Annotated in this window: 26 protein-coding genes; 16 read left to right on the forward strand and 10 right to left on the reverse strand. The window is 56.7% G+C overall.

Annotation, left to right across the window (positions count from 1 at the left end; translation table 11 throughout):
- The first annotated feature begins 87 nt into the window (after positions 1–87).
- From ACR0KN_RS10685 to ACR0KN_RS10705, 5 genes are read left to right on the forward strand one after another with little or no spacing between them, the layout of a single operon-like run.
- Entirely contained in the window at positions 88–690 is a 603-nt protein-coding gene (locus ACR0KN_RS10685; protein ID WP_480653394.1) for a VOC family protein, read from the forward strand.
- Entirely contained in the window at positions 687–1,211 is a 525-nt protein-coding gene (locus ACR0KN_RS10690; protein WP_480653396.1) for an N-acetyltransferase family protein, read from the forward strand. Before ACR0KN_RS10685 ends, ACR0KN_RS10690 begins: the two co-directional genes overlap by 4 nt.
- Positions 1,212–1,220: 9 nt before the next feature.
- On the forward strand, positions 1,221–1,901 hold the full coding sequence (locus ACR0KN_RS10695) for a TerB family tellurite resistance protein (RefSeq protein ID WP_480653398.1): 681 nt from the start codon (positions 1,221–1,223) through the stop codon (positions 1,899–1,901).
- Between the two features lie 3 nt (positions 1,902–1,904).
- Entirely contained in the window at positions 1,905–2,906 is a 1,002-nt protein-coding gene (locus ACR0KN_RS10700) for an endonuclease/exonuclease/phosphatase family protein (protein WP_480653400.1), read from the forward strand.
- Positions 2,907–2,943: 37 nt separating this feature from the next.
- Positions 2,944–3,318: a hypothetical protein gene (locus tag ACR0KN_RS10705; protein WP_480653401.1), complete on the forward strand. Its 375-nt coding sequence runs from the start codon at positions 2,944–2,946 to the stop codon at positions 3,316–3,318.
- On the opposite strand, the gene ACR0KN_RS10710 is transcribed toward ACR0KN_RS10705, so the two are convergent.
- From ACR0KN_RS10710 to ACR0KN_RS10730, 5 genes are all read right to left on the reverse strand, one after another.
- Positions 3,319–4,863: a Ppx/GppA family phosphatase gene (locus ACR0KN_RS10710; protein WP_480653403.1), complete on the reverse strand. Its 1,545-nt coding sequence runs from the start codon at positions 4,861–4,863 to the stop codon at positions 3,319–3,321.
- A 49-nt stretch (positions 4,864–4,912) separates the two neighbouring features.
- Positions 4,913–5,602, reverse strand: coding sequence for a P-loop NTPase family protein (locus ACR0KN_RS10715; RefSeq protein WP_480653405.1), 690 nt, complete (start codon positions 5,600–5,602; stop codon positions 4,913–4,915).
- Positions 5,603–6,676 carry an AI-2E family transporter gene (locus ACR0KN_RS10720; RefSeq protein WP_170473373.1) on the reverse strand — a complete coding sequence of 358 codons (1,074 nt, stop codon included), beginning with the start codon at positions 6,674–6,676 and terminating at the stop codon, positions 5,603–5,605.
- Positions 6,677–6,766: 90 nt separating this feature from the next.
- A complete protein-coding gene (locus ACR0KN_RS10725; protein ID WP_480653407.1) occupies positions 6,767–7,741 on the reverse strand; it encodes an isopenicillin N synthase family dioxygenase in 975 nt (324 codons plus the stop codon).
- Positions 7,741–9,138: an FAD-dependent oxidoreductase gene (locus ACR0KN_RS10730; protein ID WP_480653409.1), complete on the reverse strand. Its 1,398-nt coding sequence runs from the start codon at positions 9,136–9,138 to the stop codon at positions 7,741–7,743. Before ACR0KN_RS10730 ends, ACR0KN_RS10725 begins: the two co-directional genes overlap by 1 nt.
- Before the next feature lie 133 nt (positions 9,139–9,271).
- Between ACR0KN_RS10730 and proS the strand changes: the two genes are divergently transcribed.
- Positions 9,272–10,612: a proline--tRNA ligase gene (gene proS, locus ACR0KN_RS10735; protein WP_480653411.1), complete on the forward strand. Its 1,341-nt coding sequence runs from the start codon at positions 9,272–9,274 to the stop codon at positions 10,610–10,612.
- A gap of 29 nt (positions 10,613–10,641) precedes the next feature.
- Here the strand turns inward: proS and ACR0KN_RS10740 are convergent, their stop codons facing one another.
- Complete coding sequence (locus ACR0KN_RS10740; RefSeq protein ID WP_170540871.1) at positions 10,642–10,998, reverse strand: hypothetical protein; 357 nt, start codon at positions 10,996–10,998, stop codon at positions 10,642–10,644.
- Positions 10,999–11,388: 390 nt separating this feature from the next.
- Here ACR0KN_RS10740 and ACR0KN_RS10745 point away from each other — a divergent pair, with 390 nt between their 5' ends.
- Positions 11,389–12,675: a lipoprotein-releasing ABC transporter permease subunit gene (locus ACR0KN_RS10745; protein WP_480653413.1), complete on the forward strand. Its 1,287-nt coding sequence runs from the start codon at positions 11,389–11,391 to the stop codon at positions 12,673–12,675.
- Positions 12,668–13,354 carry an ABC transporter ATP-binding protein gene (locus ACR0KN_RS10750; RefSeq protein WP_480653415.1) on the forward strand — a complete coding sequence of 229 codons (687 nt, stop codon included), beginning with the start codon at positions 12,668–12,670 and terminating at the stop codon, positions 13,352–13,354. Before ACR0KN_RS10745 ends, ACR0KN_RS10750 begins: the two co-directional genes overlap by 8 nt.
- On the opposite strand, the gene ACR0KN_RS10755 is transcribed toward ACR0KN_RS10750, so the two are convergent.
- Positions 13,338–13,775 (reverse strand): DMT family transporter, encoded by a 438-nt coding sequence (locus ACR0KN_RS10755; RefSeq protein ID WP_170773000.1) that lies wholly within the window; start codon positions 13,773–13,775, stop codon positions 13,338–13,340. The two genes, ACR0KN_RS10750 and ACR0KN_RS10755, sit on opposite strands and share 17 nt — an antisense overlap.
- A gap of 97 nt (positions 13,776–13,872) precedes the next feature.
- Here ACR0KN_RS10755 and ACR0KN_RS10760 point away from each other — a divergent pair, with 97 nt between their 5' ends.
- On the forward strand, positions 13,873–14,280 hold the full coding sequence (locus ACR0KN_RS10760; RefSeq protein WP_170472472.1) for a cytochrome c: 408 nt from the start codon (positions 13,873–13,875) through the stop codon (positions 14,278–14,280).
- A gap of 5 nt (positions 14,281–14,285) precedes the next feature.
- Here ACR0KN_RS10760 and ACR0KN_RS10765 read toward each other — a convergent pair whose 3' ends face one another.
- Entirely contained in the window at positions 14,286–14,972 is a 687-nt protein-coding gene (locus ACR0KN_RS10765) for a hypothetical protein (RefSeq protein WP_170472470.1), read from the reverse strand.
- Positions 14,973–15,014: 42 nt separating this feature from the next.
- Positions 15,015–15,677 (reverse strand): DNA-3-methyladenine glycosylase I, encoded by a 663-nt coding sequence (locus ACR0KN_RS10770; protein ID WP_480653417.1) that lies wholly within the window; start codon positions 15,675–15,677, stop codon positions 15,015–15,017.
- A gap of 337 nt (positions 15,678–16,014) precedes the next feature.
- Here ACR0KN_RS10770 and ACR0KN_RS10775 point away from each other — a divergent pair, with 337 nt between their 5' ends.
- The 6 genes from ACR0KN_RS10775 to ACR0KN_RS10800 all read left to right on the forward strand — a co-directional run bounded on the left by ACR0KN_RS10775 (position 16,015) and on the right by ACR0KN_RS10800 (position 23,039).
- A complete protein-coding gene (locus tag ACR0KN_RS10775; protein WP_170472466.1) occupies positions 16,015–16,965 on the forward strand; it encodes an ABC transporter substrate-binding protein in 951 nt (316 codons plus the stop codon).
- Between the two features lie 10 nt (positions 16,966–16,975).
- Positions 16,976–18,025, forward strand: a complete 1,050-nt coding sequence (locus ACR0KN_RS10780) for a quaternary amine ABC transporter ATP-binding protein (protein WP_010441963.1) — start codon at positions 16,976–16,978, stop codon at positions 18,023–18,025.
- Positions 18,022–20,085: an ABC transporter permease gene (locus tag ACR0KN_RS10785; protein WP_480653420.1), complete on the forward strand. Its 2,064-nt coding sequence runs from the start codon at positions 18,022–18,024 to the stop codon at positions 20,083–20,085. Before ACR0KN_RS10780 ends, ACR0KN_RS10785 begins: the two co-directional genes overlap by 4 nt.
- 103 nt (positions 20,086–20,188) lie before the next feature.
- Entirely contained in the window at positions 20,189–20,854 is a 666-nt protein-coding gene (locus ACR0KN_RS10790; protein ID WP_480653422.1) for an NnrU family protein, read from the forward strand.
- 72 nt (positions 20,855–20,926) lie between these two features.
- Entirely contained in the window at positions 20,927–21,451 is a 525-nt protein-coding gene (locus tag ACR0KN_RS10795; protein ID WP_480653424.1) for a DUF2478 domain-containing protein, read from the forward strand.
- Between the two features lie 256 nt (positions 21,452–21,707).
- Positions 21,708–23,039, forward strand: coding sequence for an ArnT family glycosyltransferase (locus ACR0KN_RS10800; protein WP_480653426.1), 1,332 nt, complete (start codon positions 21,708–21,710; stop codon positions 23,037–23,039).
- Between the two features lie 86 nt (positions 23,040–23,125).
- Here ACR0KN_RS10800 and ACR0KN_RS10805 read toward each other — a convergent pair whose 3' ends face one another.
- Positions 23,126–24,154 carry a LacI family DNA-binding transcriptional regulator gene (locus ACR0KN_RS10805; RefSeq protein WP_480653428.1) on the reverse strand — a complete coding sequence of 343 codons (1,029 nt, stop codon included), beginning with the start codon at positions 24,152–24,154 and terminating at the stop codon, positions 23,126–23,128.
- A 131-nt stretch (positions 24,155–24,285) separates the two neighbouring features.
- Here ACR0KN_RS10805 and ACR0KN_RS10810 point away from each other — a divergent pair, with 131 nt between their 5' ends.
- A complete protein-coding gene (locus ACR0KN_RS10810; RefSeq protein ID WP_010441969.1) occupies positions 24,286–24,471 on the forward strand; it encodes a hypothetical protein in 186 nt (61 codons plus the stop codon).
- Positions 24,472–24,484 lie beyond the last annotated feature (13 nt).

Below are 24,484 nucleotides of genomic sequence, written 5' to 3' on the forward strand. Positions count from 1 at the left end.
GAAAAATCTTGTGATCCGGAACCTTTGAGGAAAACATGCGGCCAGACACTTCTTGTCTGGTCGCATGTTTTTTGGGAGAGCGTCTTAATGTTGTTGGACCATTTGGCTGTTGCAGGTGAAACGCTGGAAGAGGCTTCTGACCATATCGAACAGGCGTTGGGTGTTCGATTGCAGGATGGCGGCAAGCACGAGAAATTCGGGACGTATAACCGCCTGTTGGGCTTGCGGGAGGGCTTGTACTTAGAGGCTATCGCCATCGATCCCGATGCGCCCAATCCGCAAAGGACGCGCTGGTTCGATCTGGACCGGTTCGCCGGATCACCCCGTCTGACCAACTGGATTTGCCAGGTTCCCGATATCGAGGCTTCGCTGACCGTCTTTCCTGACGGTGTTGGTCAGCCCATCGATCTGAACCGAGGCGCGCTGCGCTGGCGCATGGCGGTTCCACCAAACGGGCGTCTGCCGTTTGATAACCTCTTTCCCGCGCTCATCCAGTGGCAGGGTGATCTGCATCCTGCACAAATGTTGCAGGACAGCGGCTGCCAGCTGCAACGCTTGATTGTGTGCCACCCGGATGCTCTCGATCTAGCCAAAGGCTTGGGGGCGTTGGATTATGTCGTTTTTGATAGTGGTCCGGCAGCATTGTGCGCAGAAATTGAAACTCCACATGGGCTGCGCGTGCTGGAATGATCATCCGACAGGCAACGGTCGAAGACGCGCCCGCGATTACCGAGATCGCAAACGCGATCATTCGTGACACGCTGGTAACTTTCACCACCGATGAACGCAGCGTGGAAAAAGTGACGGCAGAGATAGAAACCCGTGGGCCGGTTTTTCTGGTCGCCGAGCGCGATGGGATGGTCGAGGGGTTTGCAACTTACAACTTATTCCGGTCGGGCCCCGGATATGCGCAGTGCCGCGAGCATTCGATCCAGTTGGCGCCTGAGGCTAGAGGGGAGGGCACGGGGCGCGCATTGATGCAGGCCTTGGAGGCCATCGCCAAAACAAACAATGTGCATGTTCTTGTTGCGGGTATTTCCTCGGCCAACCCAGCAGCCGTCGCTTTCCATTCGGCAATCGGTTTCAAACAGGTGGGGCATATGCCCGAAGTGGGGTTTAAATGGGGGCAGCGCTTGGATCTTGTTCTGATGCAGAAAATACTTGCCCCGCAGTCATCTGTCGCACCTGACAGTCGCGCAAAGGCGCGCTAGGGTGCGGCCATGTCGATCTGGACCAGAATAGCTGATGCGCTGAATGCGCTTGCCCAGGGCGAAAGCCTGACCGCAGTATTTGAAAAGCTGCGTACGCCCCCCGAACGTTCGGTCGCGTTTGCAATTGCCGTTGTGGCACTAGGGGCAAAGATGGCCAAGGCCGATGGTCAGGTGACACGCGATGAGGTCACAGCCTTCCGCGAAGTGTTCCAGATCGCGCCCGAAGACGAAGACGGCGCAGCCAAGGTCTTTGACATGGCCCGAACCGATGTTGCTGGATACAAAGATTACGCGCGCAAGATCGCGGGAATGTTTGCGGAAGACAGCACCACGCTTTGCGATTTGATGGAAGGGCTCTTTCACATCGCTATGGCAGATGGGTTCTATCACCCAAACGAGAATGAATTTCTTGAAGAGGTCAGCCGAATTTTTGGTCAGACTGACGCTCAATTCATGGCCTTGCGTGCGCGATTTGTGCCGGACGCACCAAAAGACCCGTACACAGTGTTGGGCGTTGCGCGGAATGCGTCACTGCCCGAAATACGCAAAGTTTGGCGGCAGTTGGTGAGAGAGACTCATCCCGATGCGATGATGGCACGCGGCGTGCCCGAGGAAGCGGTGCGTCTGGCCGAGAAAAAGATGATCGATATCAATCGCGCCTGGGATGAAATAAACGGCGCTCGGGTGTGATCGGTGCGGCTGGCGACCTACAATATCGAATGGTTCGCCAATCTGTTTGATCGCGATGATAATCTGGTTGCCGACGATAGTTGGTCAGGACGGCGTGACATAACCAGAGTGCAGCAGATCGAAGCGGTGGCCAAGGTTCTGACCGCCGTTGATGCCGATGCTGTATTAATCGTTGAGGCCCCAAATACAGGCAAAACGCAAAATACCGTCCGCGCCCTTCAACGGTTTGCCGAAACATTCAATCTGCGCACGTCCCATGCAGTGATGGGATTTGCCAATGATACGCATCAGGAACTGGCGCTGTTGTTCGATCCGGATGTCTTGAAAGCACGCCACGAGCCAGTTGGACAACTGAGTGATCTAGCCGCTCCTCGGTTCGATGGCGTGTTCCGCATTGATCTGGACATCGATGCGACCGAAGATCGGGTCGAGTTCTCGAAACCGCCAATGGAACTGGCCATTGAGATGGCCAATGGATCGATCCTCCGCCTGATAGGGGCACATCTAAAATCCAAAGCCCCCCATGGTGCCGGGTCACGGGACGAAATGATCCGTCTGTCCATTGCCAACCGCCGCAAACAACTGGCGCAGGCGGTTTGGTTGGCGCGACGCGTTGAACACCACATTAACGCCAACGAGCCGGTTATCTTGCTTGGTGATCTGAACGATGGCCCGGGGCTGGATGAGTTTGAGCATCTGTTCGGGCGATCTTCGGTCGAGATTCTATTGCAGGCAGGGCTTTATGATCCTCACGCCGCGCAAGCGCATCGCCCGCGTCCCGGATCAATACCGGCTACGGCGCGTTTTGAACGTCGGGAGGAGGGAAGGTATCTTGAGGCGCTGCTCGACTACATCATGATCAGCAATGATCTGCGTGATCATGACCCGGTCTGGCGCATCTGGCATCCATTTCGGGACGCCGCATGCTGGGGCACCCCCGAGTTGCGCGATGCTTTGCTGGCAGCATCAGACCACTTTCCTGTGACGCTGGATATAGATCTGTAGCCTTTCAACTGCATCGGTCACCTCTTATATTTCTACCATGCGACTTGTGTTGAAGATCTGCGCAACCTGCGCACTGGTGGCAATACCCGCCCATGCTGAAGAGGACAGCAAGTCCTTGATGGAGCGAGGTGCCGAGCTTTTTCTGGAAGGTCTACGGCAGGAAATGGAGCCCACGATCGGGGATTTGCGCGGTTTCGCCGAGCAGTTCGGCCCGGCATTGCAATCATTCCTGCAGGAGATGGGGCCAGCGCTGGCTGAACTCGCCACTCAGGTTCAGGATTGGACGGCCTATGAAACGCCCGAAATGTTGCCCAACGGCGATATTATCATCCGTAAAAAGCCGGCACAGGAACGACCCGAAGAATCGGTTCCGCAAGATGACATTCCATCCGATGGCTTGACTGATATTTGATCAGCCCCTCAGGATAACCTTGGGTTCAGAATTCACCGCATTAGCCAATGAGTTGAACCGCGCTTCGGCAACTTCGTTGAACAATGGACCTGCTGATTTGGGCAAGCGCAGTTCAAGCTTTTGCTTCTTCGGATAGTAGCGCAACTTACCCATAGCCGCGTCATGCTGCATCCAAAGCATTGCGCCAAAGCGAAGTGCTTTGCCCAGTATTTCGGCCTGTTCCTGACCGCGCTCATCCAGCAACTCATAGAGCTTATTAAATCGGCTACCTTCACGCTTGTTCCGATATCGGTGCTGCAAAGCGAGGCCGATAAAAACTCTCTCAGAGTGTTTGATCCCGCTCATGTTGGCACGGGTCACATATTCGAAACAGGCCTCGGCCCGGTAATCCGGGTGCGCGCGCCAACTGACGTCGTGCAGCAGACAGGCGGTTTTGATCAGCCGCACCCGCTGCTCTGGCGCCGAGCGGAAAAGAGGCATGACAAAATCGAACAAGTGTTTTCCGAACCCGGGCAGGCGTGCATCTTTGGCTTCGGCAAAGCGGCTGACCTCAATCAATGGGTCGCGGTCGCGCAAGCGTTGCGGCATCTGCTCGTACAGTAATCCTTCGCGAATGCCATAGCTGGATATCGCGATGTCCTTGGGCTTGAAAGTGCGAATCAAGCGGGAAAGCACATCCATTGCATAAGGGATCAGCGCCATACGCGAACCAGATACACCAGCCTGACTGCGCAATTCATCCGCGTTATTCTGTTCGATGAATTTGATGGTCTCGCGAACTTGACTCTGAGTCATACGGTATTCGTGCAGCACGTTCAGCGGGTAGCCTCGGCGCAGCATGTCAAGGCGCGCGAAGGCGCGCCAACTGCCGCCAACAAGAAACAGGCGATCCCGCTGGGGGCCCATCTTATCGCGCATCTCTTCCATGGTCTTCTTAATATGCTCTTTACGCGCCCGACGACCGCCTTTGATATCGCGCAGTTTGAGCGGACCCAAAGGCGAGGTCATGCGACGCCCGACCTTGCCGCCTCCGATTTCTGCCAGTTCGACTGACGAGCCTCCGATGTCACAGATCAAACCATACGCGCCGGGCCATCCCAACAATACGCCCTGCGCTGACAGGCGGGCTTCTTCTTCGCCATTGACCACATTGATGATCAATCCTGTTTCCGCTTTTACCTGTTCGCAGAAATCGCGACCATCTTTTGCTTCACGCACCGCTGCAGTGGCGACGGCGTGCAGGGTGGGTAACCCGAGGTCTTCCGCCAGATATTTGAAGCGATGCAATGCAGCCAGCGCGCGTACACGTCCCAACGGGTTAAGACGCCCGGTTTCGGATAGGCCTGCCCCCAATTCGCACATGACCTTTTCGTTGTAGAAATAAGCCGGAGAGCGCGCTGCGCCATCGAAGATCACCATGCGGACCGAGTTTGACCCGATATCGACAACACCAACCCGAGACAGCGCCCGAGCCCCAGGATCTTCGAAAATGGGCTTTCCAAACAGCCCGTGATCGGGGAAATCGGTCTCGGCAGTCTGTGTCATTGTGTCCCCAGATGTTTTGGGCGCAGGATGCGGGATCACCTGTGTTGGGTCAATCGTGGGCATCAGATTGTTCGAGTTCTGTGTTCAATAGACGCACCGCCAGCGCACGGGTGATATCGCGCTTTTCATCGAGTGCAATGCGATCCAATTCGTCAACCACTTTCGCTGCAGCTTCAAAGCTGCGATCCATGTGTTTGACCAGATACGCGATGACATCCGGGCCGGGGCTTAGCTGACGGTCAGTGAAGAGCTTTGCGAGCACTGCACCTAACAGAGCGTCATCCGGCGCTTCCAAGGCCACATGGTGCGCTCCTTCCACGCGACTTTGCAGATCGGCCAACGGCAGGCGCCATAGCTTTGGCGCGGCGCGTCCGGTCATAAGTAAGGCGTTCCCTTCGGCCAGCACCAGATTATGCAGGTGAAATAGTGTTTTTTGCTGTTCAAGATCACCTGCAATTAGGGGAACATCCTCGATTGCGACCGAGGTGCGTGCGAGGTTGGGAACCTCTTCGTAGCGCAAATCAGTGGCCTGCACGATGCGGCCGCCTGTTTCCGCCGCCCAAACATGGGCCAAGTGGGTTTTCCCTGATCCTGCCGGGCCGCTTAGCACCAGCTTGTTTCCTGGCCATGAGGTCGCTGAGATCATCGCGACGGCCAACGCATTGGCGGGCGAGACAAAGAAATCTTCGCGGCCCAAGGCGGTCTTGGACGGCAGATCAAAGCTTAGCTGAGTGGCCATTTACTCGTCGTCCTGTTCGAGCCCTTCAAGCCCGGTATAAAGACGGCTGTTCAGATATTGCTCGGTCGCGAACCGGGCCAAAACACCCAAGGCTGCAGCGACTGGAACTGCGACCAGCATTCCGACAAAGCCAAATAGTGCGCCGAAGACTGACAACGCCAGCAGCAGCCAGACGGGGTGCAAACCGACTGAGCTGCCTACCAACTTAGGGGTCAGGAAGTTGCCCTCGGTCACCTGTCCGATGGCAAATATGCCCGCGACCAAACCGATATGCGCCCAGTCCCCCCAAAACTGAAACAGAGCGAGACCAATGGCCAGAGAGCCTCCGATCAAGGCACCGAGATAAGGAATGAACGTGACCAGCCCGGCGATGAAGCCAACGATCAGGCCGAATTGCAAACCAACCAGCATCAGCGCAACTGCGTAATATGTACCAAGGATCAGACAGACAGTGCCCATTCCGCGCACGAATGAGGCCAGAACGGCATCAATCTCACCAGCCAGCCGCTTGATCGTAGGGGCGTGATCGCGGGGCAGCAGCTCTCCGATCCGGGCAATCATGCGGTCCCAGTCCATCAGCAGATAGACTGCAACAACCGGCACGATGACCAGCAATACGACAACGTTTATGGCCGATCCCAGCGAAGCCAGAACCGTCTGCAAAACATCTCCGGTTTTGGATTTCAGCGTTTCGCCGAAAGACACCAACATCTGGTGCGTGTTCGATTCCCGGTCCAGAAGAGCGGGGAATTGTTGTTCAATAAATGCGCGCAGTTGCTTGAAAAGGCTAGGTAAAGTATCGATCAGATCCAGTAGCTGAGTGATCAGGGCCGGAACGACCATCAAGATCATCAATACAAAGCCCAGCACTCCAACCACGGTTATGATCGCGGTCGCCGCCATTCGCGATAGACCCAGTTTTTCCAGGCGGTCCGCAACAGGATCAAGGAAATAGGCAATCGCACCACCGATCACGAAGGGTAGCAAGACATCACCCAACAGGTACAAAAGCAGCACGAATACGACAGTGGCAATGCCCCAGTATCTAAGCTGATCCTTCACCGGCAAGGCCATAGCGCAATCCCTCGTTTGCACAGCATTGCCGTGTTCTTGGCCCATGACGCCCGGCGATGCAAGCGGTTCATGGTGCGCGATTTTTACGCCCTAGTCTGTCAGTGTACCCAGTTCCGGAGTATCTCCTGTAGCCAGTTCATCAGGCCAGTTGGTGCGCCAGATTTCTGCCGACCAGTGGCCGCAATGCACCTCGGGGCGATCAAAGCCGGTCAGGGCAGGCAGCAGCGGCGCGACCACCACATCGTGGCGCGGAACGGCGAAATACGGAAAGGAATAGCGTTCATGCCCGGATCGATTGACTACGCGATGCGGGGTCGATTTCAATCGCCCGCCTGACCACAGTTCCAGCATGTCGCCGATATTGACCACGAAGCCGCCTGGAGGGCAGTCCGGTGTGATCCAGCCTCCGGTGCGGGTCTGTACCTCAAGCCCGCCGACCGGATCGGGTGCGATTATTGTCAGCGCATCGGTGTCTTTGTGTGGATGTATGCCATAGCCACGTTCTTCTGATACCTGCGGTGGGTAATGCAGCAGGGTCATGTTGGTCATCGGGTCGCGGAAGGCGTCGCGCAGAGTGTTGGGTGGGATCTCTAAGCCAACCTCTAGGGCACCGAGCAAAAGATCGGTCACGCCATCAAGCTGTTGCCAATAATCCAGTATGACCGTACGCGCCTGCGGCACCTCTCGGGGCCAGATATTCGGGCCGTAAAGTGCGCATTCAGCCCGGATCGGGGCATCTTTGGCTGCTTCGAAATGCAGCTTGTACCCTTCGTACTTATCTGCCGTGCCCGTGCCATCATTGGGCGTGAAGAACCCCATCGGAATGTACCCGCGATAGTTCTCGCGGGTGATGGCCTGATCCCATTTTCGGGCCTCGTCGATATCAAAGATCGCTTTGACACAGCTGCGCACCTGATCAATGTGATTAGGCGCAATGCCTGTCCCGGTGATCGACAGAAACCCGATACTGGTGCAGGCATCCATGATCTGCGCGACCGTTGACCGATACAGTGGTCCGGCGGGATTGGTCAGCGGGCTGATATCAATAGTTGGAATACGCTCCATTAAGTAATTCTCACGCCTTGCCGTTCCAATTCCTGATGCACAGGCGCAAGGTTCATGCTGTCGAGTTCCTGATTGCTTTTCAGCGACAAGGCCGCCGCAATCCCTGCGCCCTGACCCATCACCGCGCAGCAGGACATGTTGCGCGTCGCGGCGTGCGCGACCCGATCCGCGCCATGGGACCGGCCCGCAACCAACAAACCCTTGATCCCCTTGGGCAGCATCGAGCGATATGGTATCTGCATATATCGCCCCGTGGTCGGCAAGATCAGTATGCCGTAACCATCAATGAATTCAGGGTAAATACCGATGGAATCCTCGAACCTGCCCTGATGGCGGGCATCGGTTTCGGTCATGTTGTAGACTGCATCGATCTTGCGCGTATCTCGAATGCCGATAGTCATACCGAAATTGCGCAAGCGTGCGTTTTCACAGCCCGGCATGAAACGGCGCAGAGCATCAATGGCCAGCATCGCCTGGCGACGGCCTTCGATCTCGCCAAATGTCAGGCTGTCGGGGTCGGTCCCGTCGATCTGATCCATATGGATCAGGTTCATATAGGTCAGTTCTCCGGTATCGTGCATCGCCCCCCAGGTGCCGGCGATCGTGTTCAGATGCGCTGGTATTAAGCCCTCATCAATGGCCTGCTGGAAGGGTTTCTTGACAAATGGCGAGAACATGCCGTCCTCTTTGCCAGAGGTTTCGATATTCCATTCGCCGCCACCGCCCCAGTCCTTGTAGGTCTGCGGGTCGGCTTTGATACCTTCCATAAAGGCCCGTTTGTCAACGCCGGCCAGATGAAACATGACCGAGGCTGCCATCATGTCCTCACGAGGTGTCTTGTGGGTCGGGGCACCTGCACGATGTGCGACGTCTGCATCCCCCGTTGCGTCGATAACAACCTTGGCCAAGATCGCCTCCCGCCCCGCTTTGGATTCGGTGATCACGCCGGTGATGCGATCCCCGTCCATGATCGGGGCGACGAATTGTCGATGCAGCATCGGATGAACGCCCGCCTCTTCGACCAGCTTGTCGGCCACCAGCTTGAAGCCCTCGCTGTCCAGTTCATAGCTGAGCGATTGGCTTTCAGGCACGGCTGCGCCCATTTCCTTTGCGCGGGTCTCGAATTCCAGGCCGATGCCCCCGGCCTCGACGGTTTGTTCGTGGCGATACCAGGCAAAGCCTTCGACGCCAACGGCCGTAATGTTGCCACCCATGCAACCGAACCTGTCCATCAAGGAAACTTCGGCCCCTGCGCGTGCGGCGGCAAGCGCAGCGGACAATCCTGCTGGGCCAGAGCCCACAACCAAAACATCTGTCTGGTGAACAACAGGGATCTGGCGGGCGGGTTCGGTGATTGTTCGCATTGTTGCCTCGCGATTGAACGTTTGCGCCAACATTGAAAAACACGGCGTTGCGGTCAATCGAAAAACCGACAGCGGCGGGGTCGTAAAAACGCCATTGCGTGATTGCCCCCGGCGGGGCTTTGGCATAATCACCTTGCAGCGAAATTCTCACCCGTAAGGTTACGTTATGCGCCTCAGCCGTTACTTTCTGCCCGTTCTCAAGGAAAACCCTTCGGAGGCTCAGATCGTCAGCCACCGGCTGATGTTAAGGGCCGGGATGATCAAACAGGCTGCTGCCGGGATTTATTCCTGGTTGCCGTTGGGCTTTAAAGTTCTGCGCAAGCTGGAAAACATCGTCCACGAAGAGCAGGCGCGGGCAGGGCATATTGCGATCCAGATGCCGATCCTGCAATCGGCGGACCTGTGGCGCGAATCCGGACGTTATGATGACTACGGTCAAGAAATGCTGCGGATGCAGGACCGCCACGGTCGCGATATGCTGTACACGCCGACCGCCGAGGAATTGGTAACGGATATCTTCCGCGGCCACGTCAGCAGCTACAAGGATCTTCCGCTGACGCTCTATCAGATTCAGTGGAAATTCCGCGACGAAATCCGCCCGCGATTTGGCGTGATGCGGGGGCGTGAGTTCTACATGAAGGACGGCTATAACTTCGATCTGACCAAAGAAGACGCGTTGCACGCCTACAACCGCCATCTGGTCAGCTATCTGCGCACCTATGAACGCATGGGCCTGCAAGCCATACCGATGCGCGCTGATTCTGGCCCCATTGGGGGCGATGACACGCACGAATTCCTCGTGCTAGCTGATACCGGTGAATCCGAGGTCTTCTATGACAGCGCCGTCACTGACCTGACCTTTGGTGACCGCGAGATCGACTATGATAGCCGTGACCAATGTCAGGCGATCCTCGAAGAATTCACATCGAAATACGCTCGTACGGACGAAACCCATGATGAGGCTTTGTTTAATCAGATACCTGAAGAACGTCGCCGGGTAGCGCGCGGGATCGAGGTTGGCCAAATCTTCTATTTCGGAACCAAGTATTCCGAACCTTTAGGCGCGACCGTTCAAGGGCCGGATGGCAAGCCGGTTCCGGTGCATATGGGCAGTCACGGCATCGGTGTTAGTCGCCTGATCGGTGCGATCATCGAGGCCAGCCATGACGACAAGGGCATTATCTGGCCCGAAGGCGTCACACCGTTCCATTGCGGAATCGTGAACTTGAAGCAAGGTGATGAAGAGGCTGATGCGGCCTGCGACAAGCTCTATGCCGCGCTGACAGCTTTGGGGCTTGAGCCGCTTTATGATGATCGGAAAGAACGGGCAGGGGGCAAGTTTGCCACTATGGACCTGATTGGTCTGCCTTGGCGTATCACTGTCGGGCCGCGCGGTCTGAAGAATGGTGTTGTCGAACTGACTTGTCGCCGAACTGGTGAGAGTGAAGAGTTGAGCCCCAAGGCAGCTGTCACCAAGATCGCAGAAATCTACGAGGGTATCGCCTGAACAAGGCGATGTACTTTCTGAGACTTAGCTCAGTTTGCTGATGTCGGGCGGTCGGTCAGGATATCGCCGTCCGCTTCACTGCCTCGAGCGACCACGATTGGGCGACCAAAGCGGCGCACGAGCTCGGCGAGTTCAAAGCCAAGAAACCGCAATCCACAGATTCGTTCGTCTGTGGCGCGATCTGAAATGCACAGACGCCCTTGCCGGAAAGCAAGGCGATAGCCTTTGTCTCGTAGAATGTCAGTCAAACCGGCCCAGCTAGCGGCACTTAAGAAAATTGGCCTGATTGCCGCGCGCAACAAAGCTGCGCTTTCGCAATCCAGTTCTGTTGCTGCCGAACGGGCTAATATTGGGCCCGTGCCTTTCATATGTTCTTGAATACCCATGAGCGTACCTCCGCCCTTAAACTCTTAAAATGTGTCCCCCACACAAAAAGGGTGACAAAATTTCCTACACTTATCAATTTGTGAAACAATATTTCGCGCCCAAATGTTGCGATTGTGACTCAGTCAGGTACGGATATCTCACATTGACTTCATACCTGAAACAATAAGCCTTTGTCTGTGAAGAGGTTCACAACCTTTGGTGTATCGAAGTGGAGGTGATTCTCGCTTTGACGGTGAAGCGCTGACCTGAGGGCGAATGATTCGTTTCAGACTGTTCTTTTCATACCCGCGTCGGCTGCAGAAGCGCCAATCGGACATCCGCGCGATAACCGGCTTGACCATCTGACCAAATGTCGAGAGGGTCGCGAAAAATCTGAACCCGAGGCAGGAATGGCCAAAACACCACCGCCCTTCGCTCTTTTTGAATGGAAGATTGCCTGGCGTTATCTGCGTGCCCGCCGTGCGGATGGCGGCGTCAGTGTGATGACTTGGATCTCGCTGATCGGGATCACGCTAGCCGTGTTCGCATTGATCTCCACGTTGGCGGTCAGGTCTGGTTTTCGCTCCGAATTCGTGGGCACCATTCTGGGGGCCAACGCCCATGTCACCGTTTATTCCGCCGGAGAGATTGATGCACAGGGGCGGCTGGATCGCACCATCAGCGATTTCGATGGTATGGCCGAGCGGATCGCGCAGGTGCCCGGGGTTGAGCGCGCCGCCCCGCTGGTTAAAGGGCAGGTGTTGATCACCAATGCTGACCGCAGCTCTGGTGTGCAGGTCTTTGGCATGCGTCCTGACGATCTGGCTGATCTGTCGGGTATTGCTGAAAGCGAAGAAGCCTATGGCGATCTGTCCAGATTCCCGGAGGGCATTGCCATCGGCTCGGGCGTGGCGCGTGCGATCGGGGCGACTGTTGGAGATCGAGTGAAGCTGACTTCGCCCAATGGTGTGAAAACCGCCTTTGGTACGTCGCCGCGCGTGAATGCTTATGAAGTGGTCTATGTCTTTTCGGCCGGGCGTTTTGACATCGATCGTACCCGCGTATACATGCCCTTCACCGAGGCGCAGAGCTTCTTCAACCGTGAAGGAGTGGCGGATGAGATCGAGGTGATGGTCGAACGCCCCGAAGAGCTGACCCCGATCTTGATCCCGATTATCGAGGCAGCTGGAGAGCGTAGTCAGATATGGACTTGGCAGGATGCTTCAGGCGGTTTTTTGCGAGCATTGGAAGTCGAAGACAACGTTATGTTCATCATCCTTTCGATCCTTGTGTTGATCGCGGCAATGAATATCGTTTCGGGTTTGATCATGCTGGTGAAGAACAAGGGTCGCGACATCGGTATCTTGCGCACCATTGGCCTTAGCGAAGGGTCAGTGCTTAGGGTTTTCTTCATCTGCGGAGCGTTCACGGGCATCATCGGGACCGCAATGGGGGTCTTTCTAGGCTGCCTGTTTGCAATCTATATCGACCCGATTTTCTCGTTCGTGAACTACATCATGGGTGGCGGCGTCTGGGATCCTTCCATTCGAGGTATCTATGCTTTGCCTGCCGAGTTGCACTTGTCAGATGTCTTGAAAGCCATCGGTCTTTCGCTGGGCCTGTCCTTCCTTGTTACCTATTTCCCGGCCCGCCGCGCGGCGCGGCTGAACCCGGTTGAGGCGCTGCGCTATGAATGATGTGACGTTAAGGCTCAGCGGTCTGTGCAAGACATATCTTCCAGGCACGCCAGGTGAGATTCAGGTGTTGCGAGGTGCCGATCTGGAGTTGCGTGCCGGGGAGGCGGTCGCGCTGGTGGCGCCATCAGGCGCAGGGAAGTCGACCTTGCTGCACATCGCAGGTCTTCTGGATACGCCCGATACCGGCGAGGTTGAAATCGCTGGTCAGGGGGCAATGGGCAAAGGGGATCGCACACGTACAGCGATCCGGCGGCGTGATGTGGGATTCGTCTATCAGTTTCACCACCTGCTTCCCGAATTCACGGCACTGGAAAATATCATTCTGCCGCAACTTGCGAATGGCACATCCGAAAAAGCGGCGCAGGTACGAGCGATCCAGTTGCTCGATCGTGTTGGCGTTTCGGCCCGCGCGGAACACCGGCCAGCCGCATTGTCAGGCGGAGAACAACAGCGCGTGGCTTTTTGCAGGGCATTGGCCAACAAGCCCCGTGTTCTGCTAGCGGATGAGCCGACCGGCAATCTGGACCCCGAAACCTCGGATCAGGTCTTTGCAGCCCTCATGGCGCTGGTGCGGGACGAAGGGCTATCGGTGCTGATCGCCACGCACAACCTCGATCTGGCGGCGCGGATGGACCGGATGTTGCGGCTGGAAGGCGGTGTGCTCAGGCCAGCTGAGTGATTGCGACACCGATCGCCATTATCGCAATGCCTCCCGCCCGCATCAATGTCAGCGGTGTGACCTGAGCACCGAACAGGCCGAAATGGTCAATCGCAGCTGTGCTGATCAACTGGCCCAGCAGTACGAAAAACACGGCATTCCCCACTCCGAAATGTGGGGCTACATGGGTAATTGATAGCACGTAAAACGCGATCAGCACGCCGCCCAACAGTAAGTGACGCGGAGCTTGTGCGATTTTGGCAAAGGCCTCACTTCCTCCGAGGATCAAAAGCGCCAGGGCCGAGGACACAAAGGCAATCGCGAACAGAATCACGGCCGCAGCGGTCGGCGATCCGATCAGTCGGCCCAAGGCTGCATTCAGGGCGGCAAGGATGGGAACGCCGATCCCGGCGGCCAGCATTATTGCTGCGTATTGTGTCATGGCCCTGTATCCCTGCGCTCGTTTCGTTGATCTGGATCATTGCGCCAGTGTGGCCGTCGGGCAAGTCTGGAATTGTCAGGCAGAAAGGAGAAAAGCGATGGTCCGATCAATACTTGGCTTAGTCTCGCTGTCGGTACTCACTGCGATTTCGTCGCCCGTTTTCGCACAGGATGCCGAGGCTGGGGCCAAGCTGTATCAGCATCACTGCGCGACCTGTCATGGGTTGGACGCAACCGGGCATGGCCCGATGGCTGGGGTGCTGGTGATCCAGCCAACGAACCTGAAAGCGCTGCTGGATGCTGATGGAGATTTTCCGACCGCGCGCGTGGTCGCCCGGATTGATGGACGCGATCCGTTGGTCAGCCATGGAAGCCCGATGCCAGTATATGGGCCTTATTTCGAAGGGAATGACACCGCAATCAAGACGCCCGATGGGCAGCCGATTCTGACCAGCAAGCCGATTGTGGATCTGGTGGCATTCCTGAAAACTCTACAGGAGGGCTAGAAGGCTCAACGGCAGATACCTTGCACTTTCACGCCCGACCAAGGCAGCAACACATCGCTTTCGCGCTTATTTCCGGGGAGTTTTGAGACATCGAAATGTACGCTTAACATATCGTGCAGGCGTTTGGTTCGCGGTGCCTCGGGGTCGAGAGCGCGGCAGCAGACATATTCTTCGACAATCGCGCCTTGTTGTTCAAACCCATAGGCAAGAAAATCAGGTGAGGTATCCAGATCGAACAGATACGGATCATTCTGGCGCCCGTGCTCAGCCGCTGCGCGCAGCGGGTGATAGCCGGTCGTCTTGCGATTCTGCCATTGCCAGACATGGGTCAGTTCATGCGCCAGCAGCATGGCCGCAATCAGGTTCATCTGCTCAGGGTATTGGCTCATGTAGTCGTCCAGATACCAGTCTTTCGTAAAGTACACGTGATTAAACAGGGCGACACCCGCTGGTTTTCCTGTCACGGTTTCCTCTTTGATGGGAGGTAATATACGCTCTCGACAGGCAACCCGAGGGCGGGCTTTGCGGGTAAATGTTACTGCGGCAACCGGTGCGCCCTCGACTAAGCGCACGCGGTCGAGATTCAGCGTTTCGCCATGAATTTTGCCAGCGAAGGTGCGTTCCTGATCGGTAAGGGGGCGGCCACAGGAAGCAAACAGAAACAGAGCTGAAATCATCAGGGTACGGAGCATATCAACAAGCCTAATGTGGAAGCTTGGCTCTGCAAGCCGTTTTCAAAGGCTCATCGCCAAAACCCGGCTGATTTCTGTAAGCGAACGCCCGGATTGTTCCATCCAAGTGTTGAAAGCGGTTTGCACCGCAGCCATGGCTTTTTTGGAAGTCGCGGGTTTGTCGATGATGCCCTCGGCAACCAAACGAGCCGTCACGTCGCGTGACAGAATAAAACTATCTCGGCCAGCAAATCGCAGGGCGTATTGGGCTGATGCACCGCCGAGCCGCGATCCGCGATTGGCCAGCATCTGCAGCAATCCGACATAGTCCTGTGACGGCCAACCGCCCAAAATTTGACCAACGCCACCCTCGGAGCGGAGTTCCAGAAGAAAGGCCGCATTGTCCCGAACGGCAGCGATTTTAGTGCCGTTTCGTACGATGCGAGTATCTTGGAGCAAGGCGTCGAACTTTTCATCATCCATGAATGCACAACGACCGAGGTCGAAGCCGTCAAAGGCTGTTTCAAACCCGTCCCACTTTGCCTCGATCACTTTCCAGTTAAACCCGGCCTGAAAAATCGTTTTCGTGATTATCGATAACCAACGGTCATCAGCCATCTCCGCCAGTTCAATTAGGGGGGTCGGTTTGGTTAGCTTGTTTTCCAGCGCTTCGGGTCCACTATGGCGGTCTGCTGCCAGCTCATAGATTTCATCAAAGTGACGCATCTTAGGCCCTCCGTTGCGCAAATGCTGATACATCCTGTTCGTTTGGCAAGTAAAAACCAGTGCGCAATCCGAAAAACCGAGATGTTTTTATTGACTAGTCAATCAAGTTCTTTCACTTTGTGGTATGAAGGGTGCTGCGTATGGGGAACACCGGACGAAAAGGGGCCGGAGCAATAGTTAGAATTGGCGGGGGCGGATGATCTGGCTAAAAACAACAGCTGCCTGTTCAATTTCGACCAGAATTGTGCATGTTTCGATCGCACCGTGAACGAGGAAATACTGGATGGGCTGTAAAAAGCTCAAAAAAGGCAAATGAAAAAGACAGGGAGTCAAAACAATGAAAAAGCTTAGCGTAAGCGCGTTAGCTATCTTGGTCGCCAGTTCAGCCCATGCGGCAGACATGGGCGCTGTGGATGAACCGATCAAGCTGGCAATCAATGAATGGACTGGTCAGCACGTTACCACGCATGTTGCAGGCGAGATGCTGAAGGCTGCGGGTTATAACGTGGAATATGTGACCGCCGGCATGATGAACCAGTTCCAGGCACTGGCCGATGGCGACATCGATGCGACGCTGGAAATCTGGTCCTCTAACGTGTCAGACGAGTATGCCAAGAAGATTGACGAAGGCACTGTTGTCGAAATTGGCGATCTGGGCCTCGATGCGAAAGAAGGTATTGCCTACCCTGCGCACGTCGCCGAGCTGTGCCCGGGCCTGCCTGCGTGGGAGGCGTTGAAAGACTGCGCGCAGGTCTTCGCCACTGCCGAAACACTGCCTGGTGGTCGCCTTGTCGACTATCCTGCGGATTGGGGCACACCTGGCGCGGACCGCATGACCGGTCTTGAACTGCCGTTCAAAGCGGTTCCTGCAGGTTCCGAAGGTGCTCTGATCGCGGAATTGCGCGCCTCGACCGAGCGCAAGTCGCCGCTGCTGATCACTTTCTGGCAGCCGCACTGGGCGATGTCGGCCTATGATGTGCAGTTTGTTGAACTGCCTGCGGGCGAAGAAGCGTGCTTTAACGATCCGTCCTGGGGCCCGAACCCAAATGCGGTCAACGATTGCGACTTCTCACCGTCCCGTATCTTCAAGGCCGGTTGGAGCGGCATGGAAGAGAAGTGGCCTGCAGCCTATGAAATCCTGACCAACTATCAACTGGCGGTCGAAGACCAGCAGCCAATGATGGGTGCGATCGACGTAGATGGCGGTGCAGTCGAAGAGGTGGTCGCTGCATGGATGGCCGAGAACGAAGGCAAGTGGCGTCCGGTGGTTGACGCGGCAACCAAGTGAGCCCGCTTTAGTGACTGACGCCAATACGCCAGCCATTGCCTGCCAGAATCTCTGGCAGGTTTTTGGCCCCGGCGCTGAGAAAGCTCTGACCGACGCGCTGTCTCGGTCAGGGAATGACGCCGACAAAGCCGCAACTGATCTTCGGGAACACGGGTTTATTCCCGCTGTACAAGACGCCAATTTCGAAGTTCGCGAAGGCGAGCTATTCGTCATCATGGGACTTTCGGGTTCGGGCAAATCGACGCTGATCCGCTGCATCTCGCAACTGTTGCCTGGTACGGGCGGGGAAATCCGCGTGGATGGCGAGAACGTTATCGGTGCATCCAAGAAGGTGCTGACCGATCTTCGGCGCAAAAAGCTAGGCATGGTGTTCCAGCATTTCGGCTTGTTTCCACATATGACTGTGGCTGAAAACGTAGCATACCCGCTGCGGGTTCAGGGCGTGAGTAAAAAAGAACGTTTGGCGCGCGCGCAAGAAGTGATCTCTCTGGTCGGTCTGGAAGGGCGCGAAGACAGTTTCCCCCGGCAGCTTTCAGGCGGCCAACGCCAGCGTGTGGGGATCGCGCGCAGTCTTGCCGTGAATCCGGACATTTGGTTTCTGGACGAGCCGTTCTCGGCCCTCGACCCATTGATCCGCCGTCAGCTGCAGGATGAGTTCCTGCGTATTCAGGCGACGTTGAAAAAGTCGATCGTCTTTATCACTCATGATATCCAAGAGGCTCTGAAGCTGGCCGACCGCATCGCCATCATGCGCGATGGCAAGATCGTGCAGATCGGCACACCAACGGATATCGTGCTGCGCCCGGTGGACGACTATGTGCGCGAGTTCTCAAAGGATGTTGCCAAAGGCCAGCACGCCAAGGTCGCCTCGGTCATGCGCGATGATGGGGAACGTGGGCCAGATGATCCGGGCCTGACCACATCAATGACATTGGATGCAGCACTTGCGCATTGCATGGAGCTTTATGAACCCGTGCCCGTGCGCGATGCAGACGGCAATATTGTCGGCACCGTGCATCCGTCTGATTTGGCTGCAGCCTTGCAGGTGGATGAGACATGACCGCGGTGACGGACACTCCCGCGCAACAGGTTCGCCTGACAGCCGGGGCGCAAGCTGCGCTGATTACAGTGATCGTCGGCGCGGTCTGCCTTGCGCTGGAAGGCGTTGCCCCGTGGCTGGTCAAATGGCCCGCCGCGTGGGAATTGCCCGCAACTCAATGGGTTGGGGCATTTCTGGATTGGTTTCTGAACGGCATCAAACCGGCCATGCGGCTGTTTTCGGACCTGATGACCTATCCGATGAATGCTGCCAACTATGTGCTGGGGAACACCCCGTGGCCGATCCTCATCGGTATCGTCACCGCTCTGGGCTGGTATCTGGGTGGCTTGCCCATGGCGGCGCTGGGCTTTATCGGCCTCAGCTTCGTTCTGGCCTCGGGCTATTGGGCCGAGAGCATGAACACGCTCGCCCTCGTCGCCGTGTCGGTGCCCGTGGCGCTGATTATGGGCGGCGCGATCGGCATCCTCGCCAATGAGGTGCCGCGGGTGAAGTCATTCGTGCAGGCGGTGCTGGACATCATGCAAACGGTACCGACATTCGCCTATCTGACGCCGCTGCTGCTGCTGTTTGGCTTTGGTCCGGTGGTTGGCCTGATCGCCTCGGCCATCTATGCGGCACCGCCGATGGCGCGCAACGTGATGCTAGGGCTGGAACGGGTGGAATCCGAGATCAAGGAAGCCGCCATCATGTCCGGCGGCACCCGCCTGCAGCAACTGTTTCAGGTCGAGATTCCGGCGGCCACCACGCAGATCATGGTCGGTGTGAACCAATGCCTGATGGCGGCCCTGTCAATGGTGATCATCGCTGCCGTCATCGGTGGCTTCAACGACATTGGTTGGGAAGTCCTGCTGACCATGCGCAAAGCACAGTTCGGCGAATCCTTGATGGCCGGTCTGGTCATCGTCGTTTTTGCGGTCGTCATTGACCGGATGAGCGGCACGTTGGCGACCGAACGCAAACGCTATGACAGTCGTGTTGTCTGGGCGGTGCTGGGCTTTGCCGTTCTGTTCACAGCCGCCTTCTGGGCGTGGCTTCCCAACCCGTCCGAGCTGACCGCGCTGGACCCGATGGCCGGGGCCATTGACAGTGGCCTGACCGCGTTCACGCAGGCCAACGGGCCGTGGCTGGATGCGCTCAAGAACAACTCACTGTTCTATGTGCTGCTGCCGCTGCGGATCGGGCTGGATCAGGCGGTGCTGCCTTTCACATGGGGCTTCCAGTGGACCCCCAACATGAGCTGGGGTCTCTTCGCCGCTGGGGCCGCAATCGCGCTACTGATGGCTTGGCGCGGTCACCTGACCGGAGGGCTGGTAGTTTTGATCCTGATCGGCATGCTGGAAACCGGCATCGCCAACCTGCCATGGCCCTTTGTACTGACCGGGGCTGCCGCACTGGGCTGGGTCGCAGGCGGCTGGCGTCTGGCGGCGTTGTCGGTGGGTCTGCTCTGCACCATCCTTGTCTCAGGCCTGTGGGAACGCGCCCTGTTGTCGCTCTATCTCAGCGGCGCTGCAGTGTTCTTCTGCGCCGTGCTTGGTGGTCTGATCGGGCTGGCCAGTGCGGTCTGGTCTCCGGTCTGGACCGTTGTGCGCCCGATCTGCGATATGCTGCAGACGATCCCGCTTTTCGTGTTCCTGATCCCGGTCCTGATGGTGTTCCAGATAGGAGAGTTCTCGGCTTTCCTTGCGATCTGTGCTTATGCGATTGTCCCGATGATCCGCTACACGCGGCACGGGCTGGTCAACACGCCCGAGGAAATGATGGAGGCCGCGATCTCCAGCGGCGCGACTGAGTGGCAGATCATGCGCGATGTTCGCGCGCCTTATGCTGCACCGACCATCCTGCTGGGTTTGAACCAGACCATCCTTTATGCCTTTGCCATGTTGGTGATCGCCGCATTGATCGGCACGACCGGTCTGGGTCAGTCGATCTATCTGGCACTGGGGCAGGCTGATGTGGGGCTTGGCATCTCGGCTGGGGCGGCGATGGCTATCCTCGCGCTGATCGCCGATCGCATGGTGCAGGGCTTTGCCGAAGAACGCCGCAAGGCGCTGGGCCTCTAAGACAGGGCTGGGGCGGGCAACCGCCCCATGCCGCACTTGATTTCGGACAAAGACCCACACGTGATCACGACGTAATCCGGGTGCAACATGTTCGGAGATAAAAATGACCGGTTGGGGCTATTTCCTCGCAGCACTCGTGACCTTTCTGCTCAGCCACATGATCCCGGCGCGGCCAGCGGTGCGCGGCTGGCTGATAGGCACACTCGGGCGCACAGGGTACTTCGCTGCCTACTCACTGATCTCGCTTGTGGTATTGGGCTGGCTCATCGTCGCCGCTGCCAATGCACCATATCTCGAGGTCATTCCGCCGCTCACCATCTTCCGTTGGGCGCCACTTCTCGTTATGCCGATAGTCTGTTGGCTGGCCATTGCGGGCCTCTCGATCCAGAACCCATTTTCTTTTGGAGGATTAGGGCATCGTTCCTTTGATCCAGAATCCCCCGGCATCCTGCGCACTACGCGCCATCCGATCTTAGTGGCGCTGATGCTTTGGGCCGTTGCCCACCTACTGGCAAATGGCAGTCTGTCACATGTCATCCTGTTCGGATTGTTCGCGGGCTTCGCTGCGATGGGAATGGTTCTGATCGACCGCCGCACAGCCCGTTACATGGGGTCGGATTGGCATCGCCTATCTCGAAATACCGCGCGTATCTCATTGCGCGTGCCTCGTCCATGGCCACACTTTTGGGTCTGGCTTGCCGCTTTCGCTTCGTACGCAGTTATCTTCCATCTGCACGAAGCCGTGATCGGGGTCTCACCGATGCCCTGACACGTGGGAGTGGTCGATCTGTCCGGCCCGTGCTATCTGATCTATCACCATTCGAAGTCTTGAGGTCTCCAAATGCATCTCGCTTATGTCACAACCACCGATCGCGGTGCCACCGATCGCCTGCTCAGTGCTTTTGCCGAGGCGCTGACAGATACGGGCACCGCGTTGTCGGGTGTGGTGCAAACCAACACCGAATGCGCCGAAGGCTATAAATGCGATATGGACCTAAGGGTGTTGCCGACCGGAGAAACTATTCGCATCTCGCAATCGCTGGGTAAGAATGCGCGTGGGTGTCGTTTGGACCCGGCCGAGCTGGAACGCGCTGTCGGATTGGTGACCCAATCTCTGGATAACGCTCCGCAGTTGCTGATTATCAACAAGTTCGGCAAGCATGAGGCCGACGGGCGCGGCTTTCGCCCTCTCATAGCAGATGCGTTGGGACGTGGGATACCGGTCCTGGTAGGGCTCAACAAACTGAATATAGAACGGTTTCAGGAGTTCGCGGGCGGGATGGCCGAAGCGCTCGAACCGGACCTCGGTTGCCTGACTGATTGGCTTGACGGTCTGAACCAGTCTGAAACGCAGCGCACAGCCTGATTGCCCATCATGGGCGGTCGTTAAACCGCATTCGACACGAGAATGTGAAAAAACTGGACATGTCTGACTGCATCGGGTCTAGCTTCGGCGAGGAAGCAATCCGGTAGTTCGACAGGATAGGGACGCACCGGTGGAATCGGGGCGTATCATGAGCCAATCCCAGACGGATCCTTGCCAGCTATCCACCAATCCCGGGTGGATTCAGCAGTTGGCTGAAACTGACAGATTTTGGCTTTGGTTATTTTGCGGATACTTCTTGCTGCACGTTGTTGTTCGGCTCGCCACCGGAGGTGCGCTCGGTCTGGACGAGGCCGAGATTTTGCTGGATGCCCGCGAACTTCAATGGGGTTACGGCCCCCAACTACCACTGTATGCATGGTTGCAATGGGCCGTTTTCCAGATCACCGGCCCAAGCATACTTGGGCTGTCGCTGCTGAAGAACGGGTTACTGTTAGCGACCGTCGCCACTCTTTATATGACTATTCGGACCCGACAAAATCCCGTAGCCGCGGGGGTGTCGGTGCTGTCGTTGTTGATGCTTTATCAATTCAGTTGGGAAGCGCAGCGCGCGCTGACGCACACGGTTCTCGCCAATCTCTGTTCTGCGCTGAGTTTCGCGGTGATCTGGGGATTGATCCGCAATCCCACGACCAAAGGCTATGTCCTGCTAGGCGTGGTGATGGCGGCGGGTGGGCTGTCCAAGTACAATTACGCTATTGCGTTCCTGGCTATGCTTCTGGCGGCGCTCAGTGCGCGAGAGACGCGTAAACCTTTCTTATCGGTGAGGTTGTTGTTGTCGGCCGGTATCGCTGCGGCTCTGATTGCTGCTCCGATGGTGTGGATTCTAAACCATTCGGCCCTTGCCTTTGACAGCGCGCGCAAACTCGACATGTCTAGCGATGGGCCCACCTATTCGGCGGCCTTGCGCGGCGCAGCCGAGCTGTGGATGGCGGCGCTGGGTTTTGTGGCGCTGCTATCCCTGATTATGAGCATTCTCTGGTTGATCTACCGGCGGCAAGGGGCGCCCGGTGTCGCAGATGACCTATTGCGTTTTATGCTGCGGACGGTGTTTTGGGCTTTGGTCCTGATGGCGTTGATCGTGATCATCAGTGGCAGTACCAATATTAAGGATCGCTGGCTGCAACCCATCCTGATATTTGCAGGTCCAGCCACTATGCTGTGGCTTCTACCCAAGATTGGCCGAGCTGGAACCCGGCGCTTCTGCCAGATCTCGGGCGGGCTAGCTGTGCTGATCGTCGTGGCCATGCTGCATCATAATCTTGCCGGAAACGCAAAGCGTGCGGCTCCGTTTGCTGCGCTTACCCCTCAGATACTGGATCAGACCCCGCCTGATATCGCGATCGTTGCCCATAACTGGCTGGCTGGCAACATGGCCTATCTGGCCCCGGATCGATCAATTCACGGCGAACGCCGCGTGAGTGTATCTGCTCCGTCGCTCCGTGTTTGGGTTGCAGGTCGAAAAGCACCGAAAGACATCGATCCGGCTGATGTTGTCACCTTGGAAGCCCCGTATCGATTTGATTCTGATGAATTGATGTCGCTGTCTTTCGCACCTGTGACCCGGTAGCGTTGGACAGCAACTCAATTGAAGATCAGGGCGCTCAACAGTCATCCCATGGTCTTGAATATTCCGGACGCGCTTTGGCGCGATCTCTAGAGCAAATCAGGCGGCCCAGCCAACGAGTGACGAACGACCATCCTAGTATCTATGCAGACTGATCGGCCTTCTGACCTACCTTCAACCATTTCTACAAGTTCCTGTGCAGCCTTGCGCCCCATTTCGCGATGAGGGACGTGAACTGTCGTCAGGGACGGGCTTACAATTTCGGCCAACTCAATGTCATCAAATCCAGTTATCGAAAGCTGCTCTGGAACCTGAACGCCAAGGTTACGTGCTTCACGCAGGGCCCCGGCGGCAAGGACGTCGTTGCCGCAAATCACCACCGTCGGCCTTGGGCTCAGGTTCATGAGTTTACGAAGGGCCTCAGCACCCTTTTCAATTTCGTATGTGGTTTCGATCAGCGTTAGGGTGTCAGGATCGAGGCTGTTTTCCGTCATGGCAAGTCTGACACCCTCAACCCGACTTTGAGCACGGTCATTGCCTTTGGTTTTCCCCGAAATCATTGCAATCTGTCGGTGACCGGCCAAAATCACCTTTCGGGCCAGTTCTCCCATTGCTGCGGTATTGCTGAAACCGACCGAAGGGCGCTGCACCATTGGATCGTAAGACCAGGCAACCAACGACGGAATCTGGTGCTGTTCGAGATAATTGTAGATCTCTGCATCTCGTGCATATCCAATCAGCAGCAACCCGTCTGCACCGCGCGCGACAAGAGTGCGAATTTGTTCTCGCTCGACTTCGGGATCATAGGCCGAGCTTGAGACCAAAAGCGTATATCCGCTTTCGCGAAGCTGATCCTGAAATTCCTGTAGCCCGCGGGCGAAGATCGCGTTGTCCATTGTCGGGATTATCGCACCGATCGTAAAGCTGCGATTCGCTGCCATCACGCGGGCCGCGAAATTCGGTGTATAGCCCAGCGATTCGACTGCTTGCATCACACGCTTGCGCGTGGATTCGACCACTCTTTCCGGTGAGTTCAGGCATCTCGAGACTGTGGCGGTCGATACGCCCGCCGCCTTTGCGACGTCGTTAAGTGTCGGAGCTGAACGGGTTTTTCCCATACTGTGCCTGCATCTGATCTGACGCCCGTCTTATCACAAAAATGCCCATTTGCCATCTATTCATGTAAGCGCTTGCATTATCAATGTAAGCGCTTACAAATGTATTTGAGATAACGAACTGGGATTCCGTGATGTTCCTCTGGGCTGCTGCCGCTGTGTTTATCGTGTTCTTTGCCAACGTGGCCTTGGGCGCCTTTGGCGGTGGTGCGTTTCTGGGGGATGTCGGGGAAATGCTGGTTTTGTTTGCCGCCTCGATTTTGTTCGTGGTGGCCATTCTCAAGCAAGAAGCTGACCATAAAAACAAAAACGGCAGCTGACGGATTTCATGGG

This window comes from Ruegeria sp. AP7 (genome assembly GCF_056539905.1).